Annotated in this window: 12 protein-coding genes and 1 riboswitch; of the genes, 3 read left to right on the forward strand and 9 right to left on the reverse strand. The window is 68.4% G+C overall.

All coding sequences use genetic code 11. From position 1 onward, the window contains the following. Positions 1-9: 9 nt before the first annotated feature. The 6 genes from ACYYG1_RS03595 to ACYYG1_RS03620 all read right to left on the reverse strand — a co-directional run bounded on the left by ACYYG1_RS03595 (position 10) and on the right by ACYYG1_RS03620 (position 4,537). Positions 10-387, reverse strand: coding sequence for a hypothetical protein (locus tag ACYYG1_RS03595; RefSeq protein ID WP_461208906.1), 378 nt, complete (start codon positions 385-387; stop codon positions 10-12). After that, complete coding sequence (locus ACYYG1_RS03600; protein WP_461208907.1) at positions 384-1,217, reverse strand: YkgJ family cysteine cluster protein; 834 nt, start codon at positions 1,215-1,217, stop codon at positions 384-386. Before ACYYG1_RS03600 ends, ACYYG1_RS03595 begins: the two co-directional genes overlap by 4 nt. A 240-nt stretch (positions 1,218-1,457) precedes the next feature. After that, positions 1,458-1,646 carry a ferredoxin gene (locus ACYYG1_RS03605; protein ID WP_461208908.1) on the reverse strand — a complete coding sequence of 63 codons (189 nt, stop codon included), beginning with the start codon at positions 1,644-1,646 and terminating at the stop codon, positions 1,458-1,460. 210 nt (positions 1,647-1,856) lie between these two features. Then, the gene (locus ACYYG1_RS03610) at positions 1,857-3,209 is read right to left on the reverse strand and encodes a trypsin-like peptidase domain-containing protein (protein WP_461208909.1); all 1,353 of its coding nucleotides are present in this window, start codon (positions 3,207-3,209) and stop codon (positions 1,857-1,859) included. 2 nt (positions 3,210-3,211) lie between these two features. Then, a complete protein-coding gene (locus ACYYG1_RS03615) occupies positions 3,212-4,057 on the reverse strand; it encodes a zinc metalloprotease HtpX (protein WP_461208910.1) in 846 nt (281 codons plus the stop codon). Positions 4,058-4,105: 48 nt separating this feature from the next. Beyond that, complete coding sequence (locus tag ACYYG1_RS03620; protein WP_461208911.1) at positions 4,106-4,537, reverse strand: Hsp20/alpha crystallin family protein; 432 nt, start codon at positions 4,535-4,537, stop codon at positions 4,106-4,108. A 162-nt stretch (positions 4,538-4,699) separates the two neighbouring features. Here ACYYG1_RS03620 and cobT point away from each other — a divergent pair, with 162 nt between their 5' ends. The 3 genes from cobT (at position 4,700) to ACYYG1_RS03635 (ending at position 9,344) form a co-directional block, all read left to right on the forward strand. Then, positions 4,700-5,776 carry a nicotinate-nucleotide--dimethylbenzimidazole phosphoribosyltransferase gene (gene cobT, locus ACYYG1_RS03625; protein ID WP_461208912.1) on the forward strand — a complete coding sequence of 359 codons (1,077 nt, stop codon included), beginning with the start codon at positions 4,700-4,702 and terminating at the stop codon, positions 5,774-5,776. A gap of 300 nt (positions 5,777-6,076) precedes the next feature. After that, the gene (locus ACYYG1_RS03630) at positions 6,077-7,828 is read left to right on the forward strand and encodes a sensor histidine kinase (RefSeq protein ID WP_461208913.1); all 1,752 of its coding nucleotides are present in this window, start codon (positions 6,077-6,079) and stop codon (positions 7,826-7,828) included. A gap of 91 nt (positions 7,829-7,919) precedes the next feature. Continuing rightward, positions 7,920-9,344, forward strand: a complete 1,425-nt coding sequence (locus ACYYG1_RS03635) for a DNA integrity scanning protein DisA nucleotide-binding domain protein (protein WP_461208914.1) — start codon at positions 7,920-7,922, stop codon at positions 9,342-9,344. A 224-nt stretch (positions 9,345-9,568) separates the two neighbouring features. Here the strand turns inward: ACYYG1_RS03635 and ribB are convergent, their stop codons facing one another. The 3 genes from ribB to obgE all read right to left on the reverse strand — a co-directional run bounded on the left by ribB (position 9,569) and on the right by obgE (position 12,795). Beyond that, positions 9,569-10,213: a 3,4-dihydroxy-2-butanone-4-phosphate synthase gene (gene ribB, locus ACYYG1_RS03640; protein WP_461208915.1), complete on the reverse strand. Its 645-nt coding sequence runs from the start codon at positions 10,211-10,213 to the stop codon at positions 9,569-9,571. A gap of 120 nt (positions 10,214-10,333) precedes the next feature. After that, positions 10,334-10,486: riboswitch (FMN riboswitch) on the reverse strand. A gap of 116 nt (positions 10,487-10,602) precedes the next feature. Beyond that, on the reverse strand, positions 10,603-11,736 hold the full coding sequence (proB, locus tag ACYYG1_RS03645; protein ID WP_461208916.1) for a glutamate 5-kinase: 1,134 nt from the start codon (positions 11,734-11,736) through the stop codon (positions 10,603-10,605). 18 nt (positions 11,737-11,754) lie between these two features. Continuing rightward, a complete protein-coding gene (obgE, locus tag ACYYG1_RS03650) occupies positions 11,755-12,795 on the reverse strand; it encodes a GTPase ObgE (protein WP_461208917.1) in 1,041 nt (346 codons plus the stop codon). Between the last annotated feature and the right edge of the window lie 7 nt (positions 12,796-12,802).

Below are 12,802 nucleotides of genomic sequence, written 5' to 3' on the forward strand. Positions count from 1 at the left end.
CCGGGGTTGCTAGAAGTCCCAGTTCATCTCCTTGCCCTGGGAACGCAAGAGGTCGTTGTAGAAGACGATGAAATCGAACATGCCGCGGTAGCGCTCGTCCTTGTTGACGATGCCCATGGCCAGCTCGTGGGCCCCCCGGCTGTAATGCGGGCTGACCTTGGCCACCATGGCCCGGGAGCGGACGAAGGTCCGCACGAGGTCCTGGATGGTCTGGCCGGTCTCCACGTCCTTGCGGATGTCCATGGGGTCGTTGGGCTCGGGGAACGGATCCCAGGCCTCGTAGCCGATCTTGTCGATGAACCTCCGCCTGCGCGGCGAAAGCTTCTCGTACATGACCCGCTTCATCTCCTCCTGCTCGGAGGTCAGCTCCACCTTCTTGATGCTCATGGGGTGTCTCCCTTGCCGAGCTCCCAGTTCAGGGTGCCGCAGGTGCTGCAGGCGCTGGAGCCCTTCTTCTCCTTGCACGAGGCGCAGGCGTCGGAGGCCGGGGCCGCAGCGGGAGCGGAGGGCTCGTCGCCCGGGGCGTTGATGGCCTCGCGCAGCTTCTGGATCTTCTCCCATTCCGCGTCGCCGATGAGGCCCAGGTACTCGTCGTCGTACTTGTTGATGAGCGCCATGGACACGGGCACGAAGGTCTCGTGCAGGCTGGTGTGGCGCGTGCGCAGGGAGGCCGTGAGCTCGGCCGAGAGCATGGCCAGACGGTCCTGGATCTTCTCGATGTGCACGGTGGGGTACTTGCCCCCGGCCTTGAAACCGGTCTTGGCGCAGGTGTGGGCCTTGCCGCCGATGGCCGTGGGGATGCCGTAGAGCCTGCAGGTCACGGGCCGGTGCTCGTAGAGCTCGCAGCGCTCCCCGGCGTCCAACAGCGGGCAGCACACCCGCGACCTGGCGATGAATTCCATGATCTCCGAGGCCTTGGCCCCGTCGCGGGACTGCTTGAAGGCCGCCCGCTTGATGCGGTAGGCCTCGCGGTCCGCCTGGTCCGCGCGGTCCAGCACGTCGCTGCGCCGCTGGCCCTCGAAGGCCTCGTTGAACCTGGCGTTCAGGTACAGGGCCTCGACCAGGGACAGGTCGAACATGGCGTGGCAGCAATCGCTGCACCCGGGCTTGCAGGCCATGCAGTCGGCATGCTCGCCCGCGACCTTGGCCACGACCTTGTCCACTTCCGCGACCAGCGCCTCGTAGCGCTGGAAAAATGGGCTGAAATCCAAATTCACCTCGGACCCCCAGGAAATGTTGCTGATTGCGCGTGCGGCGCGGCGTTCCCCGGACCGCGCGCCAATGAGCTGAACATAATACCCGCGACGCGTTTGTCGAGTCCGGACGCCGAAATTGCCCCCCGTTCCCTGCCCGGCGCGACGCCCCCGCGCGTCCCGCCGCCCGTCAGATGCGGCAGAGGGAGCGACGCCCGGGCGTCGCTCCCTCTGCTTGGAATCTATGCTGATCGAGGGGAAGAGCTAGTCTTCCTCGACCGTGATGGCGTCCTGCTCACAAACTTCCACGCAGGACTCGCAACCCAGACACTCTTCCTCGTTCACGGGCACGGCCTTGCCGTCCTGAAGCTCGTACACTTCCACGGGGCAAACATCCACGCACTCGCCGTCGCCGACACACTTGTCAGTGTCCACAGTAACTTTGTAACCCATCTCGAACCTCCAGAGGTATTTTATGCCCTTCCGCCGAAGCGAAAGATTGGTCCTGAGCCGTATCGGGGCGACCGTTGCCTCCCCTTGCCGTCACCGCTCACCCGGCAAACCAACGGGTGCATGTAGCCAGACCGCAATAGCCGTTGCAAATCCAGGTGTCAAGAGCCCATGCCCAGCGCACCGGAAATCAGGGCTGCGCCCGCGCCGTGGCTAGATCTGCAACCTGACGTAATAGGTCTTCCCCGCGCGCCAAACGAGCATGATCAGCGTGTTCTGCATGCGCTGGCGCATGAACGCGGCGATGAAATCCCCGGGCCCGGACAAACGCGAGCCCCCGATCTTCACCAGCACGTCCCCGGGTTCCAGGCCCAGGCTCGCGGCGGGGGAGCCGGGGCGCACCCTGGCCACGGCCACTCCGCCCTTCTGCCCCTGGCCCACGCGCACCCCCCAGCGCTGCCAGGCCAGGTCCATGGCCCGCTCCTCCGGGAAGGGCTCGGGCCGCACGCTCACGGTCCTTTCGGCGCCGCCGCGAAACACGGTGAGCTTCAGTCCGCGACCCTGCACGTAGCTGCGCAACAGCTGCAGGTAATGCTCCTTGTCCTGGACCGGGTTGCCCTCCATGGACAGGATCACGTCCCCGGGCGCGAGCCCGGCGCGAGCGGCCGGGCCGCCCGCGAAGACCTCGGTGAGCAGCAGGCCGCCCACGTCCTGGAGCCCGAAATAGCTGGCCGTGGGCTGGTCCACGTTCTGGCCGGACAGGCCCAGCCAGACGTGGCTCACGAAGCCCTGGTCCAGGATCTCGGCCACCACGCGCTTGGCCTTGTTGATGGGGATGGCGAAGCCGATGCCCTCGGCGTCGGCCTGGATGGCCGTGTTCACGCCGATGAGTTCGCCCAGGATGTTCAGGAGCGGCCCGCCGCTGTTGCCCGGGTTGATGGCCGCGTCGGTCTGGATGAAATCGGTGTACGCGCCCTGCTGGGTGCGCACGGTGCGCCCCATGGCCGAGATCACGCCCGTGGTCACGGTGTGCGAGAACCCGAAGGGGTTGCCGATGGCGATGACCGTCTCGCCCATGAGCAGGTTCGCGGAGTCGCCCATATGCACCTGGGGCAGGTCGCGGGCCTTGGCCAGGCGCAGCACGGCCAGGTCGAAGTCCGGGTCCGAGCCCACCAGCTCGGCCTCGAATTCCCGGCCGTCCAGGAGCCGGGCCTTGATGGACGTGGCGCCCATGATCACGTGGGCGTTGGTCAGCACCAGGCCCTCGCGGCCGTCGATGATGACCCCGGAGCCCAGGCTGCGGCTGGTGAAGGTGCGCTTGCCCCCGGGGCCGAAGAACTGCTTGAACAGGGGCCCCATGAGGCGCTCGTCGAACAGCCCGCCGAAGGGGTTGACCTCGCGTTCCACCACCCGCGCGGTGGTGATGTTGACCACGGCCGGGGACACGGCCTGCACCGCGCGGACCACCGGGGTCAGGCGCGGGTTGTCCGCGTCCGGGACCGCGCCGCGCAAGGGCGCGGCCAGGGCCAGCACCAGGACCAGGAGAAGAAGGACCGTGCGCCGCATGGCTAGACGCGCTCCATGTCCATGAGCCTGCGCACCCGGTCCTCCACCGGGGGGTGGGTGCTGAACCAGCGGGCCGCACCGCCCATGAAGGGGTTGATGATGAACATGTGCGCCGTGGCCTCGTTGCCCCCGCGCATGGGGGCCTGCTGGGCGTAGTTGGAAATCTTGACCAGGGCCGAGGCCAGCTGGCCCGGGGTGCCTGAATAGCGGGCCCCGGACTCGTCGGCCAGGTATTCCCGCGAGCGGGAGATGGCCATCTGGATGAGCATGGCCGCCACGGGCGCCACGAAGGCCAGGGCCAGGGCGGCCACGGGGCTGCCGTCCTCGTCGTCCCGACCGCCCATGCCGAACAACGCGCCCCACTTGATCATGCTGGCCACGTACATGATCACCGAGGCCAGGACCCCGGCCACGCTCTGAATGAGGATGTCGCGGTTGGCGATGTGCCCCATCTCGTGGGCCAGGACCCCTTTGAGCTCCTCGGGGGTCAGAAGGCGCATGATGCCCTCGGTCACGGCCACCACCGCATGCCGCGGGTCGCGGCCCGTGGCGAAGGCGTTGGGCGCCTGCTGGGGGATGAGGGCGATGCGCGGCATGGGCACGCCCGCGCGCGCCGCCAGGTCCGCCACCATGGTGTGCAGGGCCGGGGCGTCGCCAGGGCCCAGGATGCGGGCCCGGTACATGGACAGCACCAGCTTGTCCGAATACCAGTAGCTGCCCACGTTCATGACCATGGCCAGGATGAAGGCGATAACCAGCCCGGACCGGCCGCCCATGGCTCCGCCCAGGAGCAGGAGCAGGCCGGTGAGCAGGGCCAGGAGAAAGGCCGTGCGCAGTTGGCTCGTCATTGTCGTCTATCTCCCAATGCGTATGTGCGGATTGTCTGTTGCGGGCCCCTAGTCCGGGGCCTCGACGCTGATGCGCCGGGAAGGGCCGCTCCCGCGACGGGGCACGGTGACCACCAGCAGGCCGTCCCTGAACACGGCGGACGCCAGCTCGGGGTCCACGCCCCGGGGCAGGGAAAAACGGCGCAGGAAGGGGCCGTAGCTGCGTTCCAGGATGTGGTACACTCCGCCCTCGACGTCCTTTTCCTGGCGGCAGTGGCCGGAAACCACGAGCTCGCCCCGGTCGCATGCCAGGGACACGTGCTCGCGCCCCACGCCGGGCAGCTCCACCTCGATGACCAGGCCCGCCGGGGTCTCCAGCACGTTGGCCCGAGGCCGGTGCGCTCGTGCGGCCTCGCGCGGCGATCCCTGGTCTGGCATGCGCTCCAGTTCCTCGTCCCACTCGTCCGTGAGCTTCCAGGGATTCCAGTCGTACTTGGCCATGTCGCCCTTCCCGTGCTCTCTCGCGCGGGGCCCGATGCCCCGTCCAGCGCTCAAAATAGTCATTCCCCCCCGTGTGTCAATGCCGCGCGGCCCTTGCCAAGGAGCGCGCCCGGGGCTACAAACAGCCCCGCCCACCATCCACCGCAACCCAAAGGCTTCACCATGACCATCCATCGCGACCTCATCGACGCCGCCCTCGCCGCCATCCGTCCCGTGGACCCGGCCCTGGAACCCGCCGCCCGCGCGCACCTGGACGACCTGACCAAGCCCCAGGGCAGCCTTGGCCGCCTGGAGGACATCGCCGCCCGGCTGACCATGATCGCGGGCGGGCCCCCCCCGGCCGTGGATCCGGCCCGCGTGTTCACCGTGGCCGGGGACCACGGCGTGGCCAGGACCGGGGTCAGCCTCTTTCCCCAGGAGGTCACGCGCCAGATGGTGGCCAATTTCCTGGCCGGGGGCGCGGGCATCAACGTGCTGGCCGCCACCTCCGGGGTGGAGGTCGTGGTGGTTGACGCGGGCAGCGCGGGCGGCCCCTACGAGCCGCACCCGGGCCTCATCGACATGAAGGTGGCCGAGGGCACCGAAGACCTTTCCCAGGGCCCGGCCATGACCCTGGAGCAATGCGAACAGGCCCTGGCGGGCGGCATCCGCCTGGCGGACCTGGCCGCGGCCGACGGCGTGCGCGCCGTGGGCACCGGGGAAATGGGCATCGCCAACACCACCCCCTCCACGGCCCTGTACTGCGCCTATCTGGACGCTAGCCCCGAGGAGATGACCGGCCCGGGCACGGGCATCGACAACGCGACCCTGCGCCTGAAACAGGACGTCATCCGGCGCGGGCTGGCGGCCAACGCCGAGGCCGTGGCCGGCGGCGACCCCGTACGCATCCTCGCTGCCCTGGGCGGCCTGGAGATCGCCTGCCTGGCCGGGCTGATCCTGGGCGCGGCCAAGAACCGCCAGGCCGTGGCCGTGGACGGGTTCATCTCCACGGCGGCGGCGGTGGCCGCCTGGAAGATCTGCCCCGCCACCCGGGACTACATGTTCTTCGGCCACGCCTCGGCCGAACCCGGGCACGCCAAGGCCGTGGCCGCCATGGACGCCAAGCCGCTGCTGGACCTGGGCCTGCGCCTGGGCGAGGGCACGGGCGCTGTCATGGCCCTGTTCCTGATGCGCTGCGCCGCCAACATCTACAACAACATGGCCACCTTTTCCCAGGCCGGGGTCAGCGACGGCAGCTAGCGGACTGCCCGGAAGCGCACGATCGCTTCGCTGCCGCGTCGCTCCGCTGCTGCGAAAAATTCAAACCCTCGCGTACTCCCCGTGCGCGAGGGTTTGAATTTTTCTAGCGCCGTGCACTCGCACACTTCTGACCAGTCCGCGTCCTTTTCCGCATCTGCCGGCCCCGGGTTCACCCCCGGACGCCGCGCTTTGACTTTTCCTTGAAGCGCGCTAGGATCGGCGCGTCCCTTGCGCACCAATCTCTCCCGGGGGTCCCTGAATGCCGCGACAGAACCGAGCCGCCTCCCCTCGGAGCACGGCATGAAACGCATCCACATCTCGCCGCTGTTCATCATTCCCCTGCTGGTGGCCGGGTGGGTCGGGTTCGCCGCGCACAACTCCCTGCGCAAGGCCGACCTCATCGACGCCTACCTGGACATCAAGCTCCAGGCCCTGCAGATGGCCCTGCAGGACAACGAAACCGAACTCATCGCCCTGTCCAGGCCCGGGCATCCGCATCCCGCCGTCTTCGAGCTGCGCAATAGGTTGGATACGCTCACCAATTCCAAAATGGTCCTAGCCCTGGACGGCATCCCCCTGTACTCCTCCCTGCCGGACTTCCCGGACCCGGCCCCCGGCATGGGCCTGGCGCAGGTCTTCCAGGCCCGGGACGAAGCCGCAAAATACCACCAGCTGCTGCAGGGCGCGGTCCAGGCCGGACACGGCAGGACGCACTTCAAATGGTCCGGGAAGCAGGGCATGGAATATGCCGTGTGGACCAGCGTCGCAATCGGTGATCATCTGCTCTTCGCCCTGCTCAGCACCCCCGAAAACACGATCATGCACTCCTACAGCGCCATCTCGCACATCGGCAGCGAGATCGCGGTGCTCACGGCCAGCTCCCTGCTCTACCTGGTGCTCATGTTCGTGCTCTTGCGCCAGGGCCGGGAAGCCCTCAGGCGCAGCGAGGTGCTGGAGCTCACCGTGGCCGAGCGCACCGGGGAGCTGACCCAGGCCAACAGCAGCCTGATGTCGGCGCTGGAGCGCCGCAAACAGGTGGAGGAGGCCCTGCGCGCCAGCGAGGAAAAATACCGGCTGCTGGTGGAGCACCAGAACGACGTGCTCATCAAGGCCGACCTGGGCGGCCGCCTGGAATTCGTGAGCCCGTCGTATTGCGACCTCATCGGCAAACCCGAGCGCGAGGTCCTGGGCACGCGTTTGGAGGACATCATCCACAAGGACGACCGGTACAAGATCCTCGACGCCATGGAAAACCTCCTGGCGAAACAGCCCCACACCATCCAGGCCCAGGTCCGCACCCACACCCGGCGCGGGGTGCGCTGGCTGTCCTGGGCCGGCAAGGCCGTGCCCGACGGCGAGTCCGGCGAGCTGACCAAGATCGTGGGCGTGGGCCGCGACGTCACGGACATGGTCCTGGCCGGGGAGCGCATCGCCAACTCCCTGGCGGAAAAGGAGCTCCTCCTGCAGGAGATCCACCACCGGGTGAAGAACAACCTGCAGATCGTGTGCAGCCTCCTGGACATGGCCAGCCGCCGCCTGCACTCGCCCCTGGACAAAGAGCTGTTCCAGGACCTGCACTCCAAGATCGAGGGCATGTCCCTGATCCACTCCCAGCTCTACCAGAGCGAGCAGTTCGACCGTATCGACATGAGCGACTACGCCGCCGCCCTGTTCCGGCAGCTGGCCAACATGTACGGCATGGACAACCTCACGCCCCAGCTGGACACGGACCCCGTGCTGCTGTCCATCAACCAGGCCATCCCCTGCGGCCTGGTGCTCAACGAGATGCTGACCAACATCTTCAAGCACGCCTTCGACGACCAGGGCGGGACCGTGCGCCTGGTGCTGCGCCGGGACGGGGACCAGGTGCGCCTGTCCGTGTCCGACGACGGCAAGGGCCTGCCCGAGGACTGGGAACAGCGGGGGGAAAAGACCATGGGCGTGAAGCTGATGCGCAACATCGTCCAGTTCCAGCTGGGCGGCGAACTCACTGTGCGCACGGGCGGGGGCGGCGCGGCCTTCGACATCACCTTCCCCTGCGGCAGGAGCTGATCCGGGGCCGATCCGGCCGGTTCCCTTGGCGGCCGGACTGTGCCATAGGTGGACCACAACCCGCGAGCGCACAACCAGCGAGGTGAAGACGTTGGACGATTCGTACCGCAATCTCTGCATCTTCCACGTGCTCGACGGCCTGCGCATCGGCCTGTCCCACTATTCCCAGACCTGCCGAGCCGCCCTGCTCTACGCCGTGGAGCCCGAAGACCCGGTGCGGGTCTACGACCCCCAGGGACTCTTGAGGGACCACGAGCCCATGCTGCGCAAAACCTTCCTGGAGGCCGACGCCTGGCGCGAGGCGGCGCTGGGCGTGCCCTACCTGCCGCCCTACGAACAGATTCCCACCACCCAGCTGGACCTCGCGGGCCTGGTCAGCTTCGCCAGCCGCTCCCAGAGCGTGTTCTACCAGGCCTGGTTCACGGAGCACCACGCGGACATGTGCTCCACCGGCCCCACGGCCAGCTGGCTGGAGCACGCGGCCTGGCTCCTGTCCCAGAGCATGGCCTCGGAGAACGTGCCCATCGTGGAGACCGTGGGCAACGAGCTGCAGAACTGGACCATCCACGCGGTGCGCAACCACATCGTGGACATGCGCAGCGCGGAGATCGGCATGGACACGCGCCTGCGGGTCTATCCCATCCTGGAGGCGGTGCTGGGCATCTCCAAGACCCCGGAGGAAGGGGTCTGGCCCCGGGGCCGGCTGGCCTTCGTGGAGCCCGCCCTGATGAAGAACGTGCGCTTCCTGGCCCGCTTCCCGGAGAACGAGCGTCCCATGCTCGGCAACTACAAGCACGTGCGCAAGATACTGCAGGCCGCAGAGCACGCCGGGCGCTGCCTGGTGTCCGACGGCCAGGCCATCGTGGGCATCGCCATCGGCCGGTTGCCCGGCTCGCGCATCGTGGCCGACTTCCACGGGGGCCACGGATTCCTGCGCCTGGACAACAACACGGTGTGCAGCTTCTCCGAGGGCAGCTTCAACTCCTCCAACCGCCTAGCCAACCTGGTCCAACTGGAGGAGATGCTCCTGGAAACGGACATGGACTTCAGCGAGCGCAACTGCCTGTTCCGCATCATCACGTCCATCGTGCACAACTCCCAGGAGCACAAGCACGGCAGCACCATCGTGGTGGACTTCCAGCCCCGACCCACGGCCATCGCGGGCCAGTATCTGGAACAACCCCTGGACCTGGAGCAGCCCCACCTGCTGTCCCTGGCCCAGGCCCTGGCCAAGGTGGACGGGGCCCTGCACATCGGCCTGGACCGCAGGCTGCACGCCTTCGCCTGCCTCCTGGACGGCACGGCGGTCTGGGGCGAGGACCGCGCGCGCGGGGCGCGCTACAACTCGGCCCTGCGCTTCACCTCGGGCCGCGACGACGTGGCCGTCATCGTGGTCTCCTCGGACCGGCCCGTGTCCATCATCCAGAACGGCGTGGAGCTCACGGCCACCTGCCTGCTGCCCCCCAAGTACGCCTGTGTTGAAACGCCTCCCCTCCTCTCCAACTGGATCACCTAACGCAGGCCGCCCCAAAGCAGCGATCTGCCGCGTTGCTGCGAACAATGCAAAACCTCGCGTACGGGGAGTACGCGTCGGTCTTGCATTGTTCTTGCGCCTTGCATCTCACCACTTTGGAACGGCCTGCGGGCGCAGCGGCTGTTCAGCCTTCGGCCAATTACAAAAAGAGAAGGCCCCGCCCCTTGCGGGGCGGGGCCGACCCGCCGGAGGATTCGGTGGCGGGCCTACTGGGAAACGGTTTCGCGCCAGGCGGCCAGGTCGGCCACCGTGCACACGGGGTAGCCGCGCTCCTGGGCGAACTCCACGATGCGCGGCAGCCGGGCCATGGTGCCGTCCTCGTTGGTCAGTTCGCAGAGCACGCCGCAGGGATCCAGCCCGGCTAGGCGGCAGAGATCCACGGTGGCCTCGGTGTGGCCGCGCCGCTCCAGCACGCCGCCGTCGCGGGCGCGCAGGGGGAACACATGGCCGGGGCGCGAGAGGTCCCCGGGCCCGGCGTCCTCGGCCACGGCGGCCAGCACCGTGGTCCGGCGGTCCGCCGCAGACACGCCCGTGGTCACGCCCCGGGAGGCCTCCACGGACACGGTGAACGCGGTCTGGTAGCGGCTGGTGTTGTCGCGCACCATGGGCGGCAGGCCCAGGCGGTCGGCCCGCTCGCCCGTGAGGCAGAGGCAGACGATGCCGCTGCATTCGCGGATGAGGGTGGCCATCTGTTCGGTGGTCAGGGACCCGGCCGCGAAGATGAGGTCGCCCTCGTTTTCGCGGTCCTCGTCGTCCGTGACCAGCACGCCCTGGCCCCGGCGCAGGGAATCCAGGGCTTTCTCCACCCGCTCGCGCGGGTCGCCAAAGGAATCGAGAAGGGACTGATCCATGAGGATGCTCCTTGTTCGGAGGTCATGAATCAGGGCGCGGAAACGGTCCGCAACGCTGAAGGCGCGCGCGGCGCATGCGGCGCGCACGAACGCCGGGCGGAAGCCCGGGCGCAACGGACCGTTGTTCCTCTTCCATCCGGACTGTCACCGTCGGCCCCGGCTTCTCACCGGGTCTGCTGACCCTCCCACCCGATGCGGGAAGCGCTCGCGGGCTCCCCGGCCTCAAGCCGGGATACCGCCGGTGGGGAATTGCACCCCGCCCTGAGGAAACAAACGGGGTTGTTTTCCTCCTCTTGGGGGCGAATGTCAACGCAGGAAAAAGGTAGGAAAAAGGAATGAATCCAGATGGCTGCTCCAATGCCTGCGGCCGCGCGTTCCGGGACGGCCCGCTACAGGGCCGCGTGGAGCAGGAGATTGTCGCGGTGCACGGCCTCGGAATAGGGGCAGGAGCCCAGGGCCCCGGCGATCTCGGAGCTCTTGAGCCCGGCGATGCGCTTGAGGTCCGCGGCCTTGTAGTTGGTCAGGCCCACGCCCAGGTCGCCGCTGGGGCCCTGGATGCGCACCAGGGCGCCGGCCCCGAAATTGCCGCGCACCTCGCGGATCCCGGCGGGAAGCAGGCTCTTGCCGCGCTCGGCCAGGGCCGAGGCGGCCCCGGCGTCCACCACCAGCGCGCCCGTGGGCTGGTTGTTGTAGGCCATCCAGAACTTGCGGCTGGAGATGTGCTTGGCGTCGGGCACCACCCAGGTTCCCAGCTCCTCGCCGTCGAAGGCCCGCTGCAGGCCGAAGAACTCGCGGCCCGAGAGGATCAGGGTGGGCACGCCCAGCTGGGCGGCGCGGCGCGCGGCCTTGAGCTTGGAATACATGCCCCCGGTGCCGTCGGCGGTCTTGCCGTCGCAGGTGGCGTCCAGGTCCAGGTCGCAAATGTTCTCGATGACGTCCAGACGGCGCGCGCCGGGGTTCTGGGCGGGGTTGGCCTCGTAGACCCCGTCGGCCGAGGTCAGGTTGACCATCAGGTCCGCACCCACCAGGTTCACCACCAGGCTGGCCAGGGCGTCGTTGTCCCCGAACTTCAACTCGTTCACGGACACGGTGTCGTTCTCGTTGACCACGGGAATGACCCGCCACTTGAGCAGGGTGCGGAAGGTGTTCAGGGCGTTGAGGAACCGGGAGCGGCTCTTCAGGTCGTCGCGGGTGAGCAGAATCTGGGCCGAGACCTTGCCGTAGCGGGCGAAGGCCTCGTCGTAGGCGTGCATCAGCCGGCTCTGGCCCACTGCGGACGCGGCCTGGCGGGCGGGCATTCCGTCGATGTCCCCGGGCACCACGCGGCGGCCGGCGGCCACCGCGCCCGAGGACACGAGCACCAGGTCCACGCCCCGGTCGTGCAGGCCGGCCATCTGGTCGGCCAGGCGGCTGACCACGCGCAGGTCCAGGCCGTTCTCGCCCGTGAGCACGGCGCTGCCCACCTTGACCACCACCCGCTTGGCCTGGCGCATGACTTCGCTGCGCTGTCCGCGTCCATCCATGGCCCGCCTCCGTGCCTGCTACTGGTCTTCGGCCTCGTCCGCGCCGTCGTCGCGGCTTTCGCGGAACAGGGTCCACATCACGTCCACCAGCTGGTCCACGCCCTCGCCCGTGAGGGCGGAGATGAAGAACACCCGGCGTCCGTCGGCCTCGGCCCTGGCGCGCAGGGCGACGAGATCGTCGGGGGCCACTATATCGATCTTGTTGACGACTTCAAGCTGCGGCTTTTCGGCCAGCTCGGGGCTGTAGCGCGCCAGCTCCTCGTTGAGCAGGGCGTATCCGGCCCAGGGGTCCTCGAAGTCCATCTCCTCGGCGGAGAGGATGTGCAAGAGGAAGCGGTTGCGCTCCACGTGCTTCAAAAAGCGGTGGCCCAGGCCCAGGCCCTCGTGGGCGCCCTCGATGAGCCCGGGCAGGTCCGCGACCACGAAATGCTCGCCCACCTCGTCCACCAGCACCCCCAGGTTGGGGACCAGGGTGGTGAAGGGGTAGGCCGCGATCTTGGGCCGGGCCGCGGAGATGCGCGAAAGGAAGGTGGACTTGCCTGCGCTGGGCAGGCCCAGGAGCCCCGCGTCGGCCAGGATCTTCAGCTCCAGGCGCAGGTGCTTTTCCTGGCCCGCCTCGCCGGGCTGGGCGAAACGTGGGGTGCGCATGGTGGCGGACTTGAAATGCTCGTTGCCCTTGCCGCCCCGGCCGCCCAGGCAGACCACGGAGACCTTGCCCTCCTCGGTCAGGTCGGCCACCAGGGTCTCGCCGCCCTCCTCGTCCTGCTCGTACAGGAGCGTGCCCACGGGCACGTCGATGACCAGGTTCTCGGCGTTCTTGCCGTGGCACTGCTTGCCCATGCCGGGCTGGCCGTTGCGGGCCTCGTACAGGCGCTTGAGGCGGAAGTCGTAGAGGGTGAGCAGCTTGTTGGACGCGCGGAAGGCCACGTCGCCGCCGTCGCCGCCGTCGCCGCCGTCGGGGCCGCCCTTGGGCACGTGGGCCTCGCGGCGGAAGGACACGCAACCGTGCCCGCCCTTGCCCGAGCGCACGGTTATCTGAGCCTCGTCAACGAATCGCATCGCGCCT

This window comes from Desulfocurvus sp. DL1XJH-121 (genome assembly GCF_054819825.1).